Source organism: Paracoccaceae bacterium (assembly GCA_019454225.1).
Lineage (GTDB): Bacteria > Pseudomonadota > Alphaproteobacteria > Rhodobacterales > Rhodobacteraceae.
The window spans coordinates 3,277,128-3,297,897 of the sequence record CP075370.1; the positions used below are offsets into that span (position 1 = coordinate 3,277,128).

19 protein-coding genes are annotated in these 20,770 nt (G+C 70.9%); 8 read left to right on the forward strand and 11 right to left on the reverse strand.

Annotated features, from left to right (window positions below; all coding sequences use genetic code 11):
* Positions 1 to 8: 8 nt before the first annotated feature.
* Genes glcF through KF887_15635 form a run of 4 tightly spaced genes read right to left on the reverse strand, consistent with a single transcriptional unit; the run spans position 9 to position 4,234 of the window.
* Entirely contained in the window at positions 9 to 1,298 is a 1,290-nt protein-coding gene (glcF, locus tag KF887_15620; protein ID QYK40816.1) for a glycolate oxidase subunit GlcF, read from the reverse strand.
* Complete coding sequence (locus KF887_15625) at positions 1,298 to 1,627, reverse strand: hypothetical protein (GenBank protein ID QYK40817.1); 330 nt, start codon at positions 1,625 to 1,627, stop codon at positions 1,298 to 1,300. The genes glcF and KF887_15625 overlap by 1 nt, the downstream gene beginning before the upstream one ends.
* Positions 1,627 to 2,745, reverse strand: coding sequence for an FAD-binding protein (locus KF887_15630; protein QYK43607.1), 1,119 nt, complete (start codon positions 2,743 to 2,745; stop codon positions 1,627 to 1,629). The genes KF887_15625 and KF887_15630 overlap by 1 nt, the downstream gene beginning before the upstream one ends.
* Positions 2,746 to 2,800: 55 nt before the next feature.
* Complete coding sequence (locus KF887_15635; protein ID QYK40818.1) at positions 2,801 to 4,234, reverse strand: FAD-binding protein; 1,434 nt, start codon at positions 4,232 to 4,234, stop codon at positions 2,801 to 2,803.
* A 98-nt stretch (positions 4,235 to 4,332) separates the two neighbouring features.
* Between KF887_15635 and KF887_15640 the strand changes: the two genes are divergently transcribed.
* Positions 4,333 to 5,022 (forward strand): DUF599 domain-containing protein, encoded by a 690-nt coding sequence (locus KF887_15640; protein ID QYK43608.1) that lies wholly within the window; start codon positions 4,333 to 4,335, stop codon positions 5,020 to 5,022.
* A gap of 226 nt (positions 5,023 to 5,248) precedes the next feature.
* Positions 5,249 to 6,124, forward strand: coding sequence for an N-acetylmuramoyl-L-alanine amidase (locus KF887_15645; protein QYK40819.1), 876 nt, complete (start codon positions 5,249 to 5,251; stop codon positions 6,122 to 6,124).
* 12 nt (positions 6,125 to 6,136) lie between these two features.
* On the opposite strand, the gene KF887_15650 is transcribed toward KF887_15645, so the two are convergent.
* The 5 genes from KF887_15650 to KF887_15670 form a co-directional block, all read right to left on the reverse strand.
* Complete coding sequence (locus tag KF887_15650; protein QYK40820.1) at positions 6,137 to 7,369, reverse strand: FAD-dependent oxidoreductase; 1,233 nt, start codon at positions 7,367 to 7,369, stop codon at positions 6,137 to 6,139.
* Positions 7,370 to 7,433: 64 nt separating this feature from the next.
* Entirely contained in the window at positions 7,434 to 9,500 is a 2,067-nt protein-coding gene (locus tag KF887_15655; protein QYK40821.1) for a hypothetical protein, read from the reverse strand.
* Positions 9,497 to 12,268: a DUF4159 domain-containing protein gene (locus KF887_15660; protein ID QYK40822.1), complete on the reverse strand. Its 2,772-nt coding sequence runs from the start codon at positions 12,266 to 12,268 to the stop codon at positions 9,497 to 9,499. The genes KF887_15655 and KF887_15660 overlap by 4 nt, the downstream gene beginning before the upstream one ends.
* The gene (locus KF887_15665) at positions 12,268 to 13,137 is read right to left on the reverse strand and encodes a DUF58 domain-containing protein (protein ID QYK40823.1); all 870 of its coding nucleotides are present in this window, start codon (positions 13,135 to 13,137) and stop codon (positions 12,268 to 12,270) included. Before KF887_15665 ends, KF887_15660 begins: the two co-directional genes overlap by 1 nt.
* Positions 13,138 to 13,192: 55 nt before the next feature.
* Entirely contained in the window at positions 13,193 to 14,206 is a 1,014-nt protein-coding gene (locus KF887_15670) for a MoxR family ATPase (protein QYK40824.1), read from the reverse strand.
* Between the two features lie 87 nt (positions 14,207 to 14,293).
* Here KF887_15670 and KF887_15675 point away from each other — a divergent pair, with 87 nt between their 5' ends.
* The 3 genes from KF887_15675 (at position 14,294) to KF887_15685 (ending at position 15,458) form a co-directional block, all read left to right on the forward strand.
* Positions 14,294 to 14,884, forward strand: coding sequence for a DUF1285 domain-containing protein (locus KF887_15675; GenBank protein QYK40825.1), 591 nt, complete (start codon positions 14,294 to 14,296; stop codon positions 14,882 to 14,884).
* Positions 14,885 to 14,983: 99 nt separating this feature from the next.
* Positions 14,984 to 15,244 carry a DUF2798 domain-containing protein gene (locus tag KF887_15680; protein QYK40826.1) on the forward strand — a complete coding sequence of 87 codons (261 nt, stop codon included), beginning with the start codon at positions 14,984 to 14,986 and terminating at the stop codon, positions 15,242 to 15,244.
* Positions 15,245 to 15,272: 28 nt separating this feature from the next.
* A complete protein-coding gene (locus tag KF887_15685) occupies positions 15,273 to 15,458 on the forward strand; it encodes a zinc-finger domain-containing protein (protein QYK40827.1) in 186 nt (61 codons plus the stop codon).
* 66 nt (positions 15,459 to 15,524) lie between these two features.
* On the opposite strand, the gene KF887_15690 is transcribed toward KF887_15685, so the two are convergent.
* Positions 15,525 to 15,740 (reverse strand): hypothetical protein, encoded by a 216-nt coding sequence (locus KF887_15690; GenBank protein ID QYK40828.1) that lies wholly within the window; start codon positions 15,738 to 15,740, stop codon positions 15,525 to 15,527.
* 72 nt (positions 15,741 to 15,812) lie between these two features.
* On the opposite strand from KF887_15690, the gene polA reads away from it, so the two are divergent.
* The 3 genes from polA to KF887_15705 all read left to right on the forward strand — a co-directional run bounded on the left by polA (position 15,813) and on the right by KF887_15705 (position 19,621).
* A complete protein-coding gene (polA, locus tag KF887_15695; protein QYK40829.1) occupies positions 15,813 to 18,641 on the forward strand; it encodes a DNA polymerase I in 2,829 nt (942 codons plus the stop codon).
* Positions 18,642 to 18,676: 35 nt separating this feature from the next.
* The gene (locus tag KF887_15700) at positions 18,677 to 19,006 is read left to right on the forward strand and encodes an MmcQ/YjbR family DNA-binding protein (GenBank protein ID QYK40830.1); all 330 of its coding nucleotides are present in this window, start codon (positions 18,677 to 18,679) and stop codon (positions 19,004 to 19,006) included.
* A gap of 186 nt (positions 19,007 to 19,192) precedes the next feature.
* Positions 19,193 to 19,621 carry a VOC family protein gene (locus tag KF887_15705; protein ID QYK40831.1) on the forward strand — a complete coding sequence of 143 codons (429 nt, stop codon included), beginning with the start codon at positions 19,193 to 19,195 and terminating at the stop codon, positions 19,619 to 19,621.
* 62 nt (positions 19,622 to 19,683) lie between these two features.
* On the opposite strand, the gene ribD is transcribed toward KF887_15705, so the two are convergent.
* Positions 19,684 to 20,763, reverse strand: a complete 1,080-nt coding sequence (gene ribD / locus KF887_15710; GenBank protein ID QYK43609.1) for a bifunctional diaminohydroxyphosphoribosylaminopyrimidine deaminase/5-amino-6-(5-phosphoribosylamino)uracil reductase RibD — start codon at positions 20,761 to 20,763, stop codon at positions 19,684 to 19,686.
* Positions 20,764 to 20,770 lie beyond the last annotated feature (7 nt).

Genomic DNA, 20,770 nt, shown 5'->3' on the forward strand with positions numbered 1-20,770 from the left:
GCAAAGGGTCATTCGCCGCGCAGGGCGCGCGGCACCGGGCCGCCGGTCGCCCAGTCGAGCAGTTCGACCGTGTGGACCACCGGCACCTCGGTTCCCGAACCGATCTGCATCATGCAGCCGATGTTGCCCGCGGCGATCACCTGCGGCGCCCGGGCCTCGAGCGTCGCCACCTTGCGGGCCTTCAGCTGGGCGGAAATCTGCGGCTGCAACAGGTTGTAGGTGCCCGCAGAACCGCAGCACAGGTGGCTGTCGGCAGGTTCGGTCACCTCGAACCCGGCGCGTTTCAGCAGGTCCTTGGGCAGGGACTTGATCTGCTGGCCGTGCTGCAGCGAGCAGGCCGCGTGATAGGCCACGCGCATGCCCCGCGGCGCAGCCTGCGGCAGGCCAAGGCGGGTGACGATCTCGGACACATCCACCGCCAGATGGGCCACCTCGGCCGCCTGTGCCGCGAGCGGATCGTTGCGGAACATGTGGCCATAGTCCTTGACGGTGGTGCCGCAGCCCGAGGTGTTGATGACGATCGCGTCAAGCCCGCCCCCGGCCTTTTCCGCCAGGAAGGCCCGGATGTTGGCGGCCGCGCTCGCGTGCGACAGGTCCTCCTTGCCCATGTGGTGGGTCAGTGCGCCGCAACAACCTGCGCCGCGCGCGATCACCACCTCAGCGCCGAGCCGGGTCAAGAGCCGGATGGTCGCGTCGTTGATGTCGGTGTTCAGCGCCCGCTGCGCGCAGCCGGTCATCAGCGCCACGCGCATCCGGCGCGCCCCCGCCGCCGGAAAGACCTGCGGATCGTCGTTGCGGCTGACCGGCGGAATCGGCACGGACGCCATGTCGAGCATGGCGCGCAGGCGCGCATCGGGAACCAGCCGGCGGAACGGCCGCGCGATCTTGGCCCCCAGCATCGCCAGGCGGAACCTGGTGGGATAGGGAATGATCCGCGCCAGCACCGCGCGCAGCATCCGGTCCATGAAGGGGCGGCGGTGGGTGCGTTCGATGTAGCTGCGCGCATGATCCACGAGATGCATGTAATGCACCCCCGAAGGGCAGGTCGTCATGCAGGCCAGGCAGGACAGGCAGCGGTCGATGTGGCGCACCGTCCTTTCGTCGGCGGGCCGCCCGCTTTCCAGCATGTCCTTGATCAGGTAGATGCGGCCGCGCGGGCTGTCCAGTTCGTCACCCAGCACCTGATAGGTCGGGCAGGTCGCGGTGCAGAACCCGCAATGGACGCAGCTGCGCAGGATCTCGTTCGCGCGGGCGGTCCCGGGATCGCGCAGCTGCTCGGGCGTGAAGGTGGTCTGCATCAGGACAATCCCAGGTAAACGGCGGTGGTGATCACGGCCCCCAGCAGGCAGAGCGTCACGACAAGCGGATAGGGCACCACGGCCCCGCCCGGCAGGCGGACCAGGCGCAGCGCCTGCACGAAACCGCCAAGCGCCACCGCGCCGCCGAACAGCCAGCGCAGCAGCGTCCCGAAGCCCGCGCCATCCTCGGGCGCCACCAGCGGGGCGAGGATCGCGACCGCCAGCGCCGCCACGCCCACGCCGACCAGCGCCGGACGACCCGCAGGCAGCATCACCAGCGACAGGAACGTGACGACCGGCAGCACAAGGAAGACGACGACGGCCGCCATCACGCGGCACCCGCGAACAGGCCGCGCGGATCGAACTGGCGGCGCAGACCCGCAACAAGGGCACCGACAGCAGGCTGCTCGGGATGCAGGGCCGGCACGTCGTCCATCCCCGGGGCCGCGCGCACCAGCGTCGCATGGCCCCCGAGCGGCGCCACCGCACCGCGCACCGCGGCCGCCCCGCCGTCACCCGTGCCCGGCATCAGCAGCCAGATCAGGCCCCCGCCCCAGTCCAGCAATGCCGGAACATCCGCCCCTTTGCGCAGACCCGCCAGAAACCCGGGTGCATCCGAGGGTTTGAGGTGGACGCGCCAGACCGCCCCCGTCACCCCTGCGAAGGGCAGCACGTCGCGCACCTCGCGCCACATCCTGGCCGAGGCATCGCCGGTCACGGTTTCCCACCCCGGCCCGAGCAGGGCCAGCAGCGCCCCGCCGCGATACCCGACCGACCCCGCCAACCCCTCGATCCGGATCCGCGTCTCGGCGCTGCCCGCGTCCAGATGCGCGGCACCCGTCACCTCGAAGGGCGAGGACAGTGCCCTTGCAAGGGCCGCCACCGCAGCCTGCACCGGCAAGCCGCGCGCCACCAGCGTGGCCTGCGTCTCGGGCGCCGGCAGCACCTTGAGCGCCACCTCGGTCAGCACCCCAAGCATCCCGCGCGACCCCGCCATCAGGCGCGCAAGGTCATAGCCTGTGACGTTCTTCATCACCCTGCCGCCGTTCTTGATCACCGATCCGCGCCCGTCGACAAAACGCACGCCCAGCAGGAAATCGCGCGCGGCCCCGGCCTGCACGCGGCGGGGGCCGCTGGCATTGGCCGCGATCACGCCGCCCACCGTCGATTGCCCGGCGGTACCCAGAAGCGCCCGCATGTCCGGCACCTCGAACGCCAGCCGCTGCCCCTCGCCACCCAGGATCATCTCGAGGTCGGCAACCGGCGTGCCCGCCCGCGCCACCAGCGTCAGCGCACCGGGTTCATAGAGCACAAGACCGGTGATTCCACCCGTCTCCAGCACCTCGCCCGATGCCGCCGCGCTGCGCGTGCTACCGCCGCGCACCGCAAGGGGGCCGTTCGCGCCGCGCAGGATTTCCGCCAGCTCTGTCTCATCCGATGGCCGCATCCCCTGCCCCTTCATCTTGGTCCGCGCATCCGCCGGTCCGCCATGCCGCACCGCGTCAGGCAGCGCGGCGCGTCGCGCTGACATGCAGGGGAAACACCTTGGCCGGGTTCAGCAGCCATTTCGGATCGAACACGTCCTTCACCCGCATCTGCGCCTCCAGATCCTCGGGGGCGAACTGCACCGTCATCAGGTCGCGCTTCTCGATCCCGACGCCGTGTTCACCGGTCAGGCAGCCCCCGACCTCGACGCAAAGCGTCAGGATCGCCGCACCGAATGCCTCGCATTTCTCCAGATCGCCGGGCTTGTTGGCGTCGAACAGGATCAGCGGATGCATGTTGCCGTCACCCGCGTGGAACACGTTGGCGACATCCAGCCCGAAATCGCGGCTCATCTCGCCGATGCGGCGCAGCACCAGCGGCAGGGCCGAGACCGGGATCGTGCCGTCAAGGCACATGTAGTCATTGATCTGCCCCATCGCGCCGAACGCCGACTTGCGCCCGAGCCAGATCTTCTTCGACTCGTCCTCGCTGGTGCTTTCGCGCAGGGCGACCGGATCGTGGCGGCGGGCGATGGCCAGGATGCGCGACAGCTGTTCGTCGATCTCGGCGGCGCTGCCCTCGACCTCGACGATCAGCAACGCCTCGCAATCGGGGTATCCGGCATGGGCGAAATCCTCGCAGGCGCGGATGCAGGGGCGATCCATGAACTCGATGGCCACGGGCAGGATGCCCGCCCGGATGATGTCGGCCACGCAGGCGCCCGCCACCTCGTTGGACTCAAAGCCCATCAGCACCGGCCGCGCGCCCTCGGGCCTGGGCAGGATGCGCAGGACCGCCTCGGTCACGACGCCAAGCTGCCCCTCCGACCCGCAGACCACGCCCAGCAGGTCAAGCCCCGGCGCGTCCATCCAGGGACCGCCCAGATCGATCACCGTGCCATCCATCAGCACCATGCGGACGCCCAGCAGGTTGTTGGTGGTGACCCCGTATTTCAGGCAATGCGCGCCGCCCGAGTTCATCGCGATGTTGCCCGCGATGGCGCAGGCAAGCTGGCTGGAGGGGTCGGGGGCGTAGAAGAAGCCGTCGGCCTCGACCGCGCCGGTCACGCTGAGGTTCGTGCGCCCCGACTGGACGCGCACGAAGCGGTTGTCATAGTCGGTTTCCAGCACCGCATTCATCCGCGCAACCCCGAGGATCACGCTGTCGCCGGTGGGCATGGCACCGCCCGCAAGGCTGGTGCCCGACCCGCGCGGCACCACCGGCACGCCCTGCGCGTGGCAGAACCGCAGCACCGCCGCCACCTCCTCGGTCGTGCGCGGCAGCACGGCGGCAAGCGGCGGGCAGCGGTAGGCGGTCAGCGCATCGCATTCATAGGCCCGCAGCTCATGCAGGTCGGCGATCACGGCATCGGCGGGCAAGATGGACATAAGCCCCTGAATGATCAGGGTTCTGTTGGCCATGACGCGGGCGTCGGCGGGGGGTAGTTCCATGGCGTCGCCTCCGGACCCAGTATTGGTAAGAAAATATAACCAATTTGGCGCTTCTGGCAAGCGCCATTCTGCGGCATGGATATCGCATGTTCCCGCCGATGTCCTTCCTGTCGCAGATCACCCTTGCCGAGGCGCTGGCGTCTGGCTGGATCGTGCTGGCCTGGGCGGGGATGGGGTGGCTGGTCGAGCATCCGCCGCGGCGGCGGCCGTCGGTGGCGCGGATGATGGAGGGGTATCGGCGGGCCTGGATGCGCGAGTTCGTGACGCGCAGCCCGCGCATCTTCGATGCCAACATCATCGACAGCCTGCGGCAGGGCACGGCCTTCTTTGCCTCGGCCTGCCTGATCGCGCTTGGCGGCGGGGTCGCGCTGATCGGCAACGCCGACCGGCTGGAGACGGTGGCGGCCGACCTGACCTTGCCCGTGACCGGCATTCCGGTCGAGGCGCGGCTTGCCCTGGTGCTGCTGTTCCTGGCGGATGCACTGCTGAAATTCCTGTGGGCGAACAGGCTGTTCGGCTATTGCGCGATCCTGATGGCGGCGGTTCCGAACGACCCCTCGGACCCCCGCGCGCTGCCTGGGGCGGCGCAGGCGGCCGAAGTCAACATCACCGCCGCACGCAGTTTCAACCGGGGGCTGCGGTCGATCTATTTCGCGCTTGCGGCCCTTGCGGGGCTGGCGGGACCGGCGGCGATGGCGGTGGCCACCACGGCGGCACTGGCGATCCTGGCGCGTCGGGAATTTGCATCGGCGTCGCGCCGGGCGATCGCGGCGGGCATCCGGGACTGACGGGAAACCGCGTCGGTTTCCCGTCCCGCAGGCGTCGGTTTCGCGTATGGCATCCGTCCCGACAGACCGTACGCATGCAACGGGCGCGGCGCAAAGGGATAGTCCGCCCGCGCAGGATCAATCCCCAGTTGAGAATCGCGCCGACCCCCGGCAGGCTTGACCAGGGCCCGCCATTTTCGGGCCGCCGCATTTCACGGAAGCACAGATCACCCGAGGGATTCCCGCCATGACATTCGACATCCGCGACGACCACCTTGTCCCCCTGACATCGGGCCATGCCGTCCATCCGGGCTGGACCGCCGAGACCGGCCACCGGCCCATGGGCGTGACCTGGCACTGGACGGCGATCGCCCGGCTTGACCGGACGCGCGACGTGCTGGGCGGGCACAATACACGGGAATCGAAGGTTTCGGCGCATTACGGGGTGGGCCAGAGCTTTGCCGAAGGGGTGGACCGCTATGTCAGGCTGGAGAACCGGTCGTGGCACGCGCAGAAGAACCAGAAACTGCGGTGGGACGGCAAGGCCAGCCTGCGCAAGACCTCGGGCATCGCCGCCTGCATCGGGGTCGAGACCTGCCACATCGGCTATGCCCGCCCGGGGCATCCGGCCGGCCCCGACTGGATCGAGGCGGTCGATACCAATTCGTCGTGGACCATGAAGATCGCGCCATGGGGCGAGGAGCAGATCGCGATGATGATCGCGGTCGGGCAGGAGATCGTCGCGCGCTGGCCGCATATCCGGCCGGAGGATCACCACGGCCACCACGACATCTGCCCCGGCTACAAGCAGGACGTGGCCGGGTTTCCCTTTGCCCGGGTGCTGCGCGGCATCTATGGCGACGACACGATCCGCGATGTCTGGACACCGCTGTGGACGACGCGGGCGCGGCAGCGGGTGCTGATCGCGCTGGGTCATGACCTGGGCACATGGAAGGATGACGGCCACTGGGGCAACTTCAGCCAGCGCGCGCTGGAGCGGTTCCAGCGCGCCACCGGGCAGGTGCCGATCCCCTACTGGACGAGCTTCACGAACCGCGCCGCCGATGCGGCGCTGGCAGAGCGCGGGATGGACCTGGCGACCGTGGCGGCGACCCCGGCCTGAGCGGCCCGCCGGTCAGCCGAGTGCCGCGGCCACGGCGCGGGCCACATCCTCGCCCGACAGGCGGGCGCCTGCGGCGGTCTGGGTCAGCCCCTGCGGGGCCAGCGCCTCGCCCGCGAACCAGATGCGGTTCGCGACGGGTGCGGCCAGCGCGGCCCGGGCGCCGGACCGGCCCGGCCGGGCCGCCGCATAGGCGCCGCGCACCCGGGGTTCGGCCGCCCAGTTGGTCATCGCGCCATGGTCGATGGCGCGGCGCGCGCGCGATCCGAAGATGTCGGCCAGCCGGTCGGCCGCGAAATCGACCGCCGCCGCGACGCCTGCCGCCTCGATCTCCCAGGCGAAATCGCCGCCGACGAAACCCACCATCAGGTCAAGGTCGAAGGGAAAGCACAGGAAGAACAGATCGTGCCGGGCGTGACGCTCGATCAGGAAATCGTCGAAGGGCGCCAGACCGAACCGGTCGCCCCGCACCAGCAGCGGGATCTTGGTCAGCAGGCCCATCGGCAGGTCGAACACCGCCTCCTGGTGCGGCAGCGGCAGGGCCGGGGAAAAGGCGATGTCCTCGAAGGCCAGCACGCCGGTCGAGACGGTGACGATGACGGCGCGGGCGCGCAGGCTGCCGCGCGGGCCTTCCAGCTCGACCCCCGGCCCGTCCCAGCGGATCCTGCGCACCGGGCAGTTGAGCGACACCGGCACATCCGACCCCCAGCGATGGATCAGCGCGCCGAAACCCTCGCGGGTGAAGTAGTTGGGGTCGAGATCGGCGGCCGCGGCATAGTCTGCGGCGGAAATCTCGTCGGGGTCCATGCCATAGTCCATCGGGCCCGCGAAGGTCGCGTTGGCCCGCAGGCAGTGGCAGTCGGCGATCACGTCGCCCAGCCGGTCGCCGGGCACGCCCTGCGCCAGACAGTCGGCCAGCGCGGCCTCGGCCGCGCGGGTGCGGGCGAATTCCTCGGCCGTGGCCCGGCGGGCGCCGAAATACAGGTGATCAAGGCCCATGTCGTGATGATAGAGCGTCCAGCCGGCCGCCTGCGCCTCGGGGAAGAAGGGGTTGCGGTCGGCGGCGTGAAGCCAGGCGCAGCCGATGTCGAAGGGGATGCCGAAGTCGCGGTCATGCGTCCAGGCGCGGCCGCCGATGCGGGGCATCGCCTCCCACACCGCGAAGGTCAGGCCCCGGTCGCGCAGCGCCTTGGCGGCGGCAAGCCCCGCGCAGCCCGCGCCCACGATGGCGACATCGACTTCCTGCATGGCCCCCTCCACCCTGTCCCGGGGTCAGGATGCGGTAAGGCGGGCGTGGCGGCAAGCGTCGGGATCAGGTGCGGGGGGCGCCGCGCCCCTCGCGCAGCCAGGCGCCCACGGCCAGCAGGGCAGCCAGCAGCAGCCAGGCCCAGGGCGGCAGCACCTCGTTCACGCGGATGTCCTGGGTCTGGTAGGCACCGCGCGGGGTCAGCGCGATCCAGCCGCGCCCTGCGGCGGCGCGCCCCTCGCCCACGCGGCGAAGGTCGGGCTGACCGTCGGACAGCGCCAGGATGCCGCCCCGCAACGGCGCCACGAGCGGCGCGAGCCGGTCACCCGAGGCGATCGTCTCCTCGAACTCGCGCGGGGCGGCGGGGCCCAGTGCCATCACCGCGGTCAGATCGCCCTGCGCCATGCGGTAGAGCCCGATCTCGGGCGCGTCCCATTGCGCGGCATAGCGGCCCGGGCCGGTTTCGGGCATGTCGAGCACGGTTTCGGTGCCGTCGGGCGCGGTGATCGTCACCGGCCCCGGATCCTCGCCCACGGTGCGGCGCGTCACGGTCAGGCGCTGCCCCTCGGCGGTGGCAACCAGCGCCTCTTCCTCGAGGTCGGGTTCCTTCATCATCCAGTGGGCCAGGCGGCGCAGCAGTTCGAGCTGCGGGCCGCCGCCCTCGTAGCCGCGCCCCCAGAGCCACATGTGATCCGAGGCCATGACCGCCACGCGCCCCTCGCCCACGCGGTCGAGCACCAGGAGCGGCCGGTCGCCCGCGCCCGTCATCACCACCTGCCCCGACCGGGGCGTCACCTCGATGGTGCGGAACCAGCGGCCCCAGCCGCCCTCGGGCGCCAGCCGTTCCAGGCCCTCGGTCACCGGATGGCGATGGCCGAGGTCGGTCAGCAGGGGGCGGAAGCCCTGGTCGATCACGCGCGAGGTGGCATCGACCGGCAGGATGTCGACGAGGGGCGAGCGCCACAGGCTGTCCACCGCGCCGAACTCGGGGCCCGCCGCCACCAGCACGGTGCCGCCCCGGCGCACGTAGTCGCGCACGTTTTCCAGATAGCTGTTGGGCAGGATGCCGCGCAGGCGGTAGCGGTCGAAGATGATCAGGTCGAACTCGTCGATCTTCTCGACGAACAGCTCGCGCGTGGGGAAGGCGATCAGCGACAGTTCCGAGACCGGGATGCCATCCTGCTTTTCCGGCGGGCGCAGGATGGTGAAATGCACCAGATCGACCGAAGGATCGGATTTCAGCAGGTTGCGCCAGACCCGTTCGCCGGCGTGGGGTTCGCCCGAGACCAGCAGCACGCGCAGCCGGTCGCGCACGCCGTTGATCTGGACGACGGCGGCGTTGTTGCGGTCGGTGATCTCGCCCGGCGTGGTCTCGACCGAGAACTGCAGCACGTTCATGCCGCCGTGGGGCAGCGTGACGGGAAGCTCCAGATCCTCGCCCACCGGCACCGAATAGACCTGCGGCTCTCCCCCGTCGATGGCGATGGACAGCGCGGCAAACCCCGCCGCCTCCGGCGGGACGGCGCCCTGGTCCTCGACCCGAAGGGTCAGGATGACGGGTTCGTTCAGGATGGCGAAGGCAGGCGCGTTGCGCACGATCAGGCGGCGGTCCCAGTCATCCGGGGCGCCGGTCAGCAGTACATGCAGCGGCGCCGGAAGCGCCGGGGCCGCGGGCAGATCATGCACCTGCCCGTCGGTGATCAGGATGGCGCCCGCGATGCGCGCGCGGGGTTCCTCGGCCATCGCCTCGGCCAGCGCCGACATCGCCTGCGTGCCCGCATCGCCATCGCCGTCGCCCACCCGGATCACCCGCAGGTCGGTGTTGCCCAGCGCCGCCACCTGCGCCGTCAGGCGGGCCAGCGCGGCCTCGGCCTGGGCCGGGCGGCCCGCGATGCGCTGGCTGGCGCTTTCGTCGACCACGGCGATGACGATGTCGGACAGCGGCGTGCGGTCTTCCTGTTGCAGCGTGGGGTTGGCGAGGGCGGCCAGCAGCGCGACGGCCGCCAGCCCGCGCAGCCACCAGCCCGACAGGCCGCGCCACAGGGCGACCCCGACCAGAAGCGCCGCCAGCACGGCCAGCAGCGCCAGCAGCGGCAGCGGCACAAGGGGCGACAGGATCAGGGTTCCGGTCACTGGCCCAGCCTTTCCAGAAGCGCGGGCACATGGACCTGGTCGGATTTGTAGTTGCCGGTCAGCACATGCATGATCAGGTTGATGCCGAAGCGCACCGCGGTCTCGCGCTGCCGCTCGCCCGCAAAGCCGCGCCCCACCGGGAACATCGCGGCGCCCCGGTCATCCACTGCCCAGGCCGCCGCCCAGTCGTTGCCGCCCAGAACCACCGGGGTCACCCCGTCGTTCAGGTTGCGGAAGGGCATGCCCTCGGCCGCCGCGGCATCGGCGGGCGCGGCCTCGACCCAGAGGGCGGGCGAGGTGTGGCGCCCGGGGAAATCCTGAAGCAGGTAGAAGGTGCGGGTCAGGACATGATCCTCGGGCAGAAGTTCCAGCGGCGGGATGTCGAGAGGGGCGGCGATGGCCTGCAGGCGCCGCGCCTCGGGCGTGGTGCCCGAACCCGAGATGTCGCCGTCGCGCGTGTCGAACAGGATCATCCCGCCGGTCCGCAGGTAGCGGTTCAGCTTCGCATAGGCCGCACCCGAGGGGGCGGCAAGATCGGCGGTCACGGGCCAGTAGATGAAGGGGAAGAAGGCCAGTTCGTCGGTCTCGATGTTCACCGCGATCGGCGCCTCGGGCTCGATGGTGGTGCGTTCGTAAAGCCGCAGGCCAAGGCCGCGCAACCCGGCCTCGGACACGCGGTCGACCTGGGCGTTGCCGGTCACGACATAGGCCAGGCGCACGGCGGTCGTGGCCTCGATGGCGGCCAGATCGGCGGCGGGGTCGGTATCCTGCGCCCGGGCGGGCGGGGCGATGGCCAGCGCCAGCAGGATCACCGCCGTGCCCCCCAGCCCGCGCCCCAGCCGCCCCGACACCGCCAGCGCCGCCAGCACGTCGAGCATCAGAAGCACCAGCCCCGCCGACAGGAGCAGCCCCTTCAACGAACGCTCGGGCGTCATCTCCAACCCCTCGCGGGCGACGCCGGCGGGCCAGACGGCGGCGGACAGCGCGGCGTCGGGGCCGATCACGTTCAGCGCGATGCGCCGGTCGTCCCCGGCGTAAAGCCCGGGCGGCAGCGCCATGCTGGGCCCGGCGGACATGGCCGCCGCCAGATCCTCGCCCGGAACGCCGGGCCGGTCGCCCGCATCGCCCAGGGCACCGCGCGCGTCGAGCAGGACCTGCGGCGCCCAGACCTGCCCGGCAAGGTCGCCCGCCTCGGGCGCCACGGGCCGGGTGGATACCGCCAGCCGTTCCAGCATCTGCACGAAAAGGCCCGACAGCGGCAGGCTGGACCATTCGGCATTGGCCGTCACATGGAACAGCACCACCTGCCCCTGCCCCACCTGCTTGCGCGTCACCAGCGGCGTGCCGTCGGCCAGGGCCGCGATGGTGCGGTCGGCAAGCTGCGGGTCGGGCTGGGCCAGCACCTGCGCCGTCACCTGCACATCGCCCGGCAGCGGCAAGCCGAAGAAGGCCGTGCCGTCGCGGAACGGCGCGAGCGCCTTGGGTTCGCCCCAGCTCATCGCGCCGCCGACGGTGCGTCCGCCCTCGCGCAGGCGAACCGGCATCAGCGGGTCCTCGGACGAGCGGCTGACATCGCTGGCGGCAAGGCGCGGCCCGGCAAAGCGCAGCAGAAGGCCGCCCTTGTCCAGCCAGTCGAGCATGGCATCCTGTTCGGCCTGGGCCAGGCGCGCCACATCGGCCAGCACGATCACGTCGGGGCTGGCAAGGATCACGTCGCCCAGCGTGCCGTCGATCAGTTCGGCGACCGGTTCCAGCGCCTGCCGCAGGTAATGCGTGGGCGAGAGGAGTTGCAGCCCCTCGGCATCCCCGGCCTGCCCCGAGATCAGCGCGACCTTCCGGCGCTTCAGGCTGTCGTCGGTCAGGCTGACCGCCGCGGCCGACCGGATGCCCGCCAGTTCGAAACGGGTCAGGCGGTTGCGGATCTCGGGCGGCAAGGACAGCGCAAGATCGGCGGTGGATTCGCCCGGGGCAAAGACGATGGGCGCACGGGCCAGTTCGCGCTCGATCCCCGCCGGGTCGGGACCACGGGCCGAGAGTTCGACCTGCACGGGTTCCGGGGTGGCCGGGTGGCGCAGTGCGGTGACCTGCACCGCGCCGTCGGCAAAGGTGGCGGGCCGCAGGCCCAGCGTCACCCGGGGGCTTTCGAACACGGTCACCTGACCGCGCGCCTGCAGCGCCGACAGGAGCGTGTCGCGCCCCGCGTGCGACAGGCCGTCGGACAGCCAGAAGGTCGCGAAGTCGCCCTGCGGCAGGGCCTCGGCCCAGGCGGCGAAATCGGGCGCCCAGGCGCGGGGTTCGACGGCAGCAAGGCGCGGCGCCCAGGCGGCGGCGCCCTGGAAGGCGGGGGCAGCGGGCGCGTCGGTCAGTTGCACGACCGCGACCGGCCGGCCGTCGCGCCCGGCTTCCTCGACCAGTTGTGCCAGGCGCTCGGCGCGGCGCGGCCAGTCGCGGGCATCGGCCCAGGTGGCATCCGCCAGGATCAGCAGCGGGCCGCTGCCGTTGTCGCGGGTCTGCGGGTTCAGCACCGGCCCGGCGAAGGCCAGGATCGCCGCCGCGATGGCCGCCATGCGCAGCAGCAGCAGCCACCAGGGCGTCTTGTCGGTCTCGTGCTCGTCATCGCGCAGGCCAAGCAGCAGCGCCACGCCCGGAAAGCGGCGGCGGATCGGCGCAGGCGGCACGGCGCGCAGGATCAGCCACAGGATCGGCAGCGCGATCAGGCCCAGCAGCAGCAGCGGCGTGGTGAAGCCCAGGGGGCCGACGACCCACATCAGCGCCCCCGTTCCAGGGCGCGGTACAGCCACAGAAGTGCGGCCTGCGCGCCCTGCCCGGTGTGATGGCACAGGAAATGCCAGCCGCTGGCGCGGGCCAGCGCCTCGAGCCGCGCCTTGCGTTCGGCCAGCCGGTCGAGATAGCGCGCCCGCAGGTCGCCCGCGCGCAGCGTCTCGTGCCGCAGCGTGCCGCCCATGGATTCAAAGATCGTGCGCCCGTCGAAGGGAAATTCTTCCTCGGCCGGGTCCAGCACCTGCACCAGGGCGCCCCTGACCCCGCGATCCGAGGCGCGGGCAAGCGCCTCTTCCACGGCGGCGGGATCGCCCATGAAATCCGACACAAACACCGCCCGGCCGTGGGCGGCGAGACCCGCCACATCGGGCACGCCATAGTCCTCGGCCCCGTCCGACAGCGCCTGCACCAGCCGCAGCAGTTGCGCCCTGCCGCCGCGCGGCGGGGCATCGGCCCCGGCCAGCCCCACCCGTTCGCCCCCCCGCAGCAGCAGCACCGCGAGCGCCAGCGCCAGAAGGCGCGCGCGGTCGGATTTCGCGGCACGGTCGCGGGCGCCGGTGAAGGCCATCGACCGTGCCGGATCGACCCACAGCGACACGGTCTGCGATGCCTGCCATTCGCGTTCGCGCAGGTAATGCCCGTCGGACCGGGCCGAGCGGCGCCAGTCGATCATCCGTGCCGAATCTCCTGGCGCGGCGGGGCGGTACTGCCAGAACTCGTCGCCCATGCCCGCGCGGCGGCGGCCGTGTTCGCCCAGGATCACGGTCGCCGCAAGATGCTCGGCCTCGGCCAGCAGCGGCGGCAGGCTGGCGCCCAGGCCTTCGGCCCGGGCGCGCAGGGTGGGCGCGTCGGTCATGCGCGGCCTCCGCAGCCGCGGGATGTGCGGATGCGCCGGTGTCCCGCTGCGGGCATCACGCCGCCGCCTCGAGCCGCAGGGCGCGCGTCGCGGTGCCGTCGATGATCGCAGCCAGGCTTTCGCCGCGCGCCCGGGCCGCGAAGGATAGCGCCATGCGATGCGTCAGGACCGGGCGGGCCAGCGCCGCCACATCCGCGACCGAGGGCGCCAGCCGTCCCTGAAGCAATGCCCGCGCCCGCACCGTCAGCATCAGCGCCTGCGCGGCGCGGGGGCCGGGGCCCCAGGACAACTGGCCAGCCAGCGCCGTACCCTCGGGTTCGCCGGGGCGGCAGGCCCGGACCAGATCGAGGATCGCCTCGACCACCTGGTCGCCCACCGGCATCCTGCGGATCAGCGCCTGCGCCGCCATCAGTTCGGCCGCAGTGAACACCTGATGCACCTGCGCATCCTCGGACCCGGTCGTGGCGATCAGGATGTCGCGCTCGGTCGCGCGGTCGGGGTAATCGACATCAACCTGCACGAGGAACCGGTCAAGCTGCGCCTCGGGCAGGGGGTAGGTGCCTTCCTGCTCGATCGGGTTCTGGGTCGCCAGAACGTGGAAGGGGCGCGGCAGGGGGCGGTGCTGCCCGGCGATGGTGACCTCACGCTCCTGCATCGCCTGCAGCAGGGCGGACTGCGTGCGGGGGCTTGCGCGGTTGATCTCGTCCGCCATCAGCAACTGGCAGAAGATCGGTCCCTCGATGAACCGGAAGGCGCGCGCGCCGGCCGCATCGGTATCCAGCACCTCGGAACCCAGGATGTCGGCAGGCATCAGGTCCGGGGTGAACTGGATGCGGTTGCCGCGCAGTCCCATCACGGTGGACAGCGTGTCGACCAGCCGCGTCTTGCCGAGGCCCGGCAGACCCACCAGCAGGGCGTGGCCGCCGCAGAGCATGGCGGCAAGCACAAGGTCCACCACCTTGTCCTGGCCGATGAAGCGGCGGTCGATGGATGCCTTGGCCTCGGCCAGACGGGCCCCCAGCGCCTCGATCTCGGTCACCAGCGCCTCGGGGTTCTGGGCTTCGGGCATGACATCACTCCGGAAAGGTCTATGATCGGCTGGCATTACACCCAACTATGCCACCGGGCACAAATGGCAAAAGCGCAGGGGCCACAATTGATCGTGAAACCGACCGCCGAAGGGGTGATGAAAGCGGCGCAGCGCGCGGCAAAGGGGCGCGGACCGGCGCCGGTGCATCTGTGGGACCCGCCGTTCTGCGGCGACCTGGACATGCGGATCGCGCGCGACGGCACGTGGTTCTACCTGGGAACCCCGATCGGACGGCCGGCCCTGGTGCAGCTGTTCTCGAACATCCTCAAGCGCGAGGGCGATCGCTATTTCCTTGTGACACCTGTGGAAAAGGTCGGGATCGCGGTCGATGACGCACCCTTCCTGGCGGTGGATTTCGCCGTGTCGGGCGCCGGCCGGGACAGGGTGGTGACCTTTGCCACACGCGGCGACGAGCGCGCGCCCTGCGGCCCCGACCACCCGCTGCGGGTGCAGCGCGACCCCGCGACCGACGAACCCGCGCCCTATGTGCTGATGCGCCCGGGGCTGGAGGCGCGGATCGACCGCAAGTCGTTCTACCGCCTTGTCGATCTTTGCACGCATGAGGAACGGGACGGCGCCCGCTGGTTCGGCCTGTGGTCCGGCGGCGCGTTCTTTCCGGTCGCCCCGTCGGACGAGATCGAGGCGGCGCTCGGCTAGGCCGCACGGGCGGGCATCACGATGCCGTGCACGCGCGCCCTGCCCCCCCTTGCACCCGCGTCCGCGATGCGTTCGTTGGCCCGCAAAACGGAGCACCCGATGATTCCCCCCCGATATGCCCCCATCCTGTTCGGCCTGATCCTGTCGGGGCTGATGTCCTGCATCGTGTCGGGCATCGCGACCTTCCGGGCGCTCGGGCCGGGGCCAGGGTTCGCGGGGGCCTGGATGGTCTCGTGGGCGTTCAGCTGGGCGGTGGCCTTTCCCACCGTGCTGATCGTCGCGCCGGTGACGCGCCGGATCGTCGCGCGGCTGACCCGCCAGGGCCCCTTCCCCTTGCCCAGCGACCCGGGCCGCAGGTAAGCTGTCCGCGCAAGCCGAAAGGACAGCCATGCCCATCGAAGCCCCCGAAACCCAGATCGTCACGCATTGGAAGGTCGCCTGCGACGGCGGCGAGGGGGCGCTCGGCCATCCGCGCGTCTGGCTGACCATCCCCGAGGATACCGGCTGGGTCGAATGCGGCTATTGCGACAAGCGCTATGTGATCGACCGCGCCCACGCGCACGACGACCACTGAGCCAGGGCCACCGGGCGACATGCCGGCCACGGGCCTGACCGCCCGGCGCGTCGCGCCGACCGGCGCTCAGGCGCGGCGGCGCCAGCGCAGGCCGCCCAGGATGCCCCCGATGACCGCGCCAAGGATCGCCCCCGCCGGCACCATCGTGAAGGCGACGCCCATCGCATAGGCGCCCTCCATCTGCGAGATGTCGAAGATCGGGACCGCCACGATCGCAAGCACGGCCACGATCACCGCGCCCGCCACCAGTCCGATCACCGCACCCACCGGGATTCGCCACATCGCCTGCCCGCCTCTGGCCGCCTCCGGGTGATCGTGCCAGTATGCGCCCCGCAGGGGCAAGAGGGGACGGGGATGACATTCGGCAAGGGCCACCATCTGCACCTGATCGACGGATCGGCCTATATCTTCCGCGCCTATCACGCGCTGCCGCCGCTGACGCGGAAATCCGACGGACTGCCGGTGGGGGCGGTGGCGGGGTTCTGCAACATCCTGTGGAACGAGCTGACGCGAAACGGATCGGGCGATGCGCCCACCCATATTGCCGTGGTGTTCGACCATTCGTCGCGCACGTTCCGCAACGAACTTTACCCGAAATACAAGGCCAACCGCCCCGAGCCGCCCGAGGATCTGCGCCCGCAGTTCCCCCTGACGCGCGAGGCGACGCGGGCGTTCAACGTGGCCTGCCTGGAGGAACCGAACTACGAGGCCGACGACATCATCGCCACGCTGGCGCGTCTGGCCACCGAGGCGGGCGGCCGCTGCACCATCATCTCGTCCGACAAGGACCTGATGCAGTTGGTCGGCGGCGGCGTGATCATGCGCGATCCGATGAAGGACAGGGTGATCGACCGCGACGAGGTGTTCGAGAAGTTCGGGGTGCCGCCCGAGCGTGTGGTGGATGTGCAGGCGCTGTCGGGGGATTCGGTCGACAACGTCCCGGGGGCCCCGGGGATAGGGCTCAAGACGGCCGCGCTGCTGATCCAGGAGTATGGCGATCTGGAAACGCTGCTGTCCCGCGCGGGCGAGATCAGGCAACCCAAGCGCCGCGAGGCGCTGCTGGAAAATGCGGAACTGATCCGCATCTCGAAGGAACTGGTCACGCTGAAGCGCGACACACCAATGGCCGTGGGGCTGGACGATCTGGAGGTGCGGCTGCCCGACCCCGATCAGGTGATGGCCTTCCTCACGCAGATGGAATTCCGCACCCTGACCCGCCGCGTCGCGGAACGGCTGAAGATCGCGCCGCCGCCGGTGGCCGAGGGCGCCGCCCCGATCGAGCAGGCGGCGGCGGACAAGGGCCATGGCGCGGGCGACGTGCCCTTCGACCACGCCGCCTACGAGGCGGTGACGACGGCGCAGGCCCTGGACCGCTGGATCGACACGATCCGGGCACGCGGCTGGGTCGCGGTGGATACCGAGACCACGAGCCTTGACGAGATGCGCGCCGAACTCGTCGGCATCTCGCTGGCGGTGGAACCGGGACGCGCTGCCTATGTCCCGCTCGGGCATGTCGAGGGCGGCGGCGACCTGTTCGGCGGCCGGGGACTGGCGGCGGGGCAGTTGCCGCTGGACGAGGTTCTGGCCACGCTGAAGCCGGTGCTGGAGGATGACTCGATCCTGAAGATCGGCCAGAACATGAAATACGACTGGAAGATCTTTGCCCGCCACGGCATCCGCATCACGCCGGTCGAGGACACCATGCTGATGTCCTATGCCATGCATGCCGGGCGGCACGGCCACGGGATGGACACGCTGTCGGAAACCTACCTTGGCCATGTTCCCATTCCGATCAAGTCCTTGCTGGGCACCGGCAAGGCGCAGGTCACGTTCGACCGCGTGCCGGTGGCCGAGGCGGTGAAATACGCGGCCGAGGATGCCGACGTGACGCTGCGGCTGTGGCGGACGTTCCGGCCGCAACTGCACCGCGCGCGGGTCACGACCGTCTACGAGACGCTGGAGCGTCCGCTGGTCGCGGTGCTGGCCGGGATGGAGATGGCAGGCATCCGGGTGGACCGCGCCACACTGTCGCGCATGTCGGGCGCCTTTGCGCAGAAGATGGCGGCGCTTGAGGACGAGATCCAGGACCTTGCGGGCCGCCCCTTCAACGTGGGCAGCCCCAAGCAGCTGGGCGAGATCCTGTTCGACGAGATGGGTCTGCCGGGGGGCGAGAAGGGCAAGACCGGCGCCTATGCGACTGGCGCCGATGTGCTGGAAGACATCACCACGCTGGAAGATACGCATCCGCAGGGCGCGCGGCTGGCGGCGCGGGTCCTTGACTGGCGGCAACTGTCCAAGCTGAAGTCGACCTACACCGACGCGCTGCAGGACCACATCAACCCCGATACCGGACGGGTCCACACCTCGTATTCGATCGCGGGCGCCAACACCGGGCGGCTGGCCAGCACAGACCCCAACCTGCAGAACATCCCGGTCCGCACCGAAGAGGGTCGCCGCATTCGCGAGGCGTTCGTAGCGCCGGAAGGCAGGGTACTGGTATCGCTGGACTATTCGCAGATCGAACTGCGCATCCTGGCCGAGATGGCGGATATTCCGGCCCTGCGGCAGGCGTTCCGCGACGGCATCGACATCCACGCCATGACGGCATCCGAAATGTTCGGCGTGCCGCTGGCGGAGATGACGCCCGAGGTGCGGCGGCGGGCGAAGGCGATCAACTTCGGGGTGATCTATGGCATCTCGGGCTTCGGGCTGGCGCGCAACCTGCGCATCCCGCGGGCCGATGCGCAGGGCTTCATCGACCGCTACTTCGAACGTTTCCCGGGCATCCGCGACTATATGGATTCGACAGTAAGCTTTGCCAAATCAAACGGTTACGTCCAGACCCTGTTCGGGCGGAAGATCCATACGCCCGAGATCAACGCCAAGGGGCCGGGCGCGGGGTTTGCGCGGCGGGCGGCGATCAACGCGCCGATCCAGGGGACGGCCGCAGACGTGATCCGCCGCGCGATGATCCGGATGCCTGCGGCGATCGCGGGGATTGATGCGACGATGCTGTTGCAGGTCCATGACGAACTGCTGTTCGAGGTGGCCAGCGGCGATGCCGACCGGCTGACGGCGGTGGCGCGCGGGGTCATGGAAGGTGCGGCGGACCCGGCGGTGAAGCTGTCGGTGCCGCTGGTCGTGGATGCCGGACGCGGCGCCAACTGGGCCGAGGCGCATTGATGATCGCCGACTGGCCGGGCCTGAAGGCTTTGGCCATGTCCCTGAATCTGCCCGGTATTTCCGAGGCGGCCCCGTGGGGCAACCCCTGCCTGAAGGCGCATGGCAAGATGTGGTGCTGGTGGTCGCCCTATGCCGATGCCGCGGTGTTCCGGGCGGACCCCGACGAGCGCGAGATGCTGATGGCCGCCGACCCCGCGACGTTCTTCCTGCATCCGCATTACGCCGCGCATCCGCTGGTGCTGGTGCGGGCGGGGCGGATCGACCCGGGCTGGGCGCGGGCGCGGCTGGTGCAGCAATGGCGCGACGCGGCGCCGAAGCGGTGGCTGCGGGACTGGGACGCGGCGCAGGCCGCGGGCGGGGGCTAACTGGCTGACACGGCGGGAAAACCCGTGCCAGCCTGCGTCTGGCACGCGTATGGCATGCGTATGGCATCCGTCCCGACACGCGCAGCCGCCGCAGCGGTGCGGCGCATCGCCCGGCGCGTGCCGGGTGGCGCCTGCCGCGCTGCGTGCTATCGTGCCGTCCGGACGCGAAAACACGCCGGAGGACAGATGCAGATCCGCTATCTTCACACCATGGTCCGGGTTCTGGACCTGGAGAAATCCATCGCATTCTACCGGCTTCTGGGGCTGGAGGAGACGCGGCGCTATGACAATGAGGGCGGGCGCTTCACGCTGGTCTTCATGGCGCCGCCCGGCCAGAAGGACTGCCCGGTGGAACTGACCTACAACTGGGACGGCGACGCGGGCCTGCCGTCGGACAGCCGGCATTTCGGCCACCTCGCCTATGAGGTCGAGAACATCTATGACATGTGCGCGCATCTGCAGGCCAATGGCGTGACGATCAACCGCCCGCCGCGCGACGGGCGCATGGCCTTTGTGCGGTCGCCCGACAACGTATCGGTGGAACTGCTGCAGATGGGTGGCGCCCTGCCCCCGGCCGAACCCTGGGCCAGCATGCCCAGCACCGGCCACTGGTAGGTCGCGCGGCAAGGGGGGCCTTGCCCCCCCCGGCGGATGCGTTCGGCGTCAGGCGCGGGGGGTCAGGGCGTGTGCCGACGGGGGCGCCAGACCTGCATGAGATCGGCGCCGACCTGTTCGGCGCGGTCGAGCAGATAGCCGGGGTCATCCAGGACCGGGCCCGCCGCAAGGGGGCCGGTGCCGGGCGTGCCGTTCGCGCCGAACACATGTCCGGCGGTGAAGGCAACCAGTTCGCCGACATGGTTGCCCGCCAGAAGCGCCGCCGCGACCCCTGCCCCGCCTTCGCTGAAGATCCGGGTCAGACCCCTTTCGGCCAGGCGGTGCAGCGCCGCGCCGATGTCGATGCGCCCGGCGGCGTCGGTGCGGCAGGGGATCGTCGTGACGCCCGCATCGGCAAGTGGCGCGGGAACCGGCACGGCTTCGTCATGGACCAGCCAGACCGGCACGCTGGCGGCACTGCGGGCAAGGCGGCCCCCGGGCGGCAGGCGCAGGCGGCCGTCGAGCACGATGCGGACGGGCTGATGCGCGACGCCGAGGCCGCGCACCGTCAGCTCGGGATCGTCGGCCAGTGCGGTGCCGATGCCCACCATCACCGCGTCATGGGTGGCGCGCATGGCGTGGACACGGGCGCGGGCGGCGGGGCCGGTGACCCATTTCGAGGCGCCCGCCGCGTTGGCGATGCGCCCGTCGACCGACATGGCCAGTTTCAGCGTGACATGCGGGGTGCCGCCCAGGACGCGGCGGAAGAACCCCTCGTTCAGGCGTTCGGCCTGGTCGCGCAGGACATTCTCGGTCACCGCGATGCCGGCGGCGCGCAGGATGGCATGGCCGCGGCCCGACACGCGGGGGTCGGGATCGGTGGCCGCGCTGACAACCCGGGCGATGCCCGCAGCCACCAGCGCCTCGGCGCAGGGCGGGGTCTTGCCATGGTGGGCGCAGGGTTCGAGCGAGACATAGGCGGTGGCGCCCGCCGCCGCGGCCCCGGCCTGCCGCAGGGCCATGACCTCGGCGTGGGGGCGGCCGCCCGGCTGGGTCCAGCCCCGGCCGAGAATCCGGCCGTCACGCAGGATCACGCAGCCGACGGCGGGGTTCGGCCATGTCCGCCCGAGGCCCCGCGCCGCCAGGCGCAGGGCATGGGCCATGTGGTCG

Excerpts from the sequence above, each read along its gene's own strand:
- glcF (QYK40816.1), bottom strand. The coding sequence starts at position 1,298 with ATGCAGACCACCTTCACGCCCGAGCAGCTGCGCGATCCCGGGACCGCC.
- KF887_15625 (QYK40817.1), bottom strand. The coding sequence starts at position 1,627 with ATGGCGGCCGTCGTCGTCTTCCTTGTGCTGCCGGTCGTCACGTTCCTG.
- KF887_15630 (QYK43607.1), bottom strand. The coding sequence starts at position 2,745 with ATGCGGCCATCGGATGAGACAGAGCTGGCGGAAATCCTGCGCGGCGCG.
- KF887_15635 (QYK40818.1), bottom strand. The coding sequence starts at position 4,234 with ATGGAACTACCCCCCGCCGACGCCCGCGTCATGGCCAACAGAACCCTG.
- KF887_15640 (QYK43608.1), top strand. The coding sequence starts at position 4,333 with ATGTCCTTCCTGTCGCAGATCACCCTTGCCGAGGCGCTGGCGTCTGGC.
- KF887_15645 (QYK40819.1), top strand. The coding sequence starts at position 5,249 with ATGACATTCGACATCCGCGACGACCACCTTGTCCCCCTGACATCGGGC.
- KF887_15650 (QYK40820.1), bottom strand. The coding sequence starts at position 7,369 with ATGCAGGAAGTCGATGTCGCCATCGTGGGCGCGGGCTGCGCGGGGCTT.
- KF887_15660 (QYK40822.1), bottom strand. The coding sequence starts at position 12,268 with ATGTGGGTCGTCGGCCCCCTGGGCTTCACCACGCCGCTGCTGCTGCTG.
- KF887_15665 (QYK40823.1), bottom strand. The coding sequence starts at position 13,137 with ATGACCGACGCGCCCACCCTGCGCGCCCGGGCCGAAGGCCTGGGCGCC.
- KF887_15670 (QYK40824.1), bottom strand. The coding sequence starts at position 14,206 with ATGCCCGAAGCCCAGAACCCCGAGGCGCTGGTGACCGAGATCGAGGCG.
- KF887_15680 (QYK40826.1), top strand. The coding sequence starts at position 14,984 with ATGATTCCCCCCCGATATGCCCCCATCCTGTTCGGCCTGATCCTGTCG.
- KF887_15685 (QYK40827.1), top strand. The coding sequence starts at position 15,273 with ATGCCCATCGAAGCCCCCGAAACCCAGATCGTCACGCATTGGAAGGTC.
- KF887_15690 (QYK40828.1), bottom strand. The coding sequence starts at position 15,740 with ATGTGGCGAATCCCGGTGGGTGCGGTGATCGGACTGGTGGCGGGCGCG.
- polA (QYK40829.1), top strand. The coding sequence starts at position 15,813 with ATGACATTCGGCAAGGGCCACCATCTGCACCTGATCGACGGATCGGCC.
- KF887_15700 (QYK40830.1), top strand. The coding sequence starts at position 18,677 with ATGTCCCTGAATCTGCCCGGTATTTCCGAGGCGGCCCCGTGGGGCAAC.
- KF887_15705 (QYK40831.1), top strand. The coding sequence starts at position 19,193 with ATGCAGATCCGCTATCTTCACACCATGGTCCGGGTTCTGGACCTGGAG.
- ribD (QYK43609.1), bottom strand. The coding sequence starts at position 20,763 with ATGGCCCATGCCCTGCGCCTGGCGGCGCGGGGCCTCGGGCGGACATGG.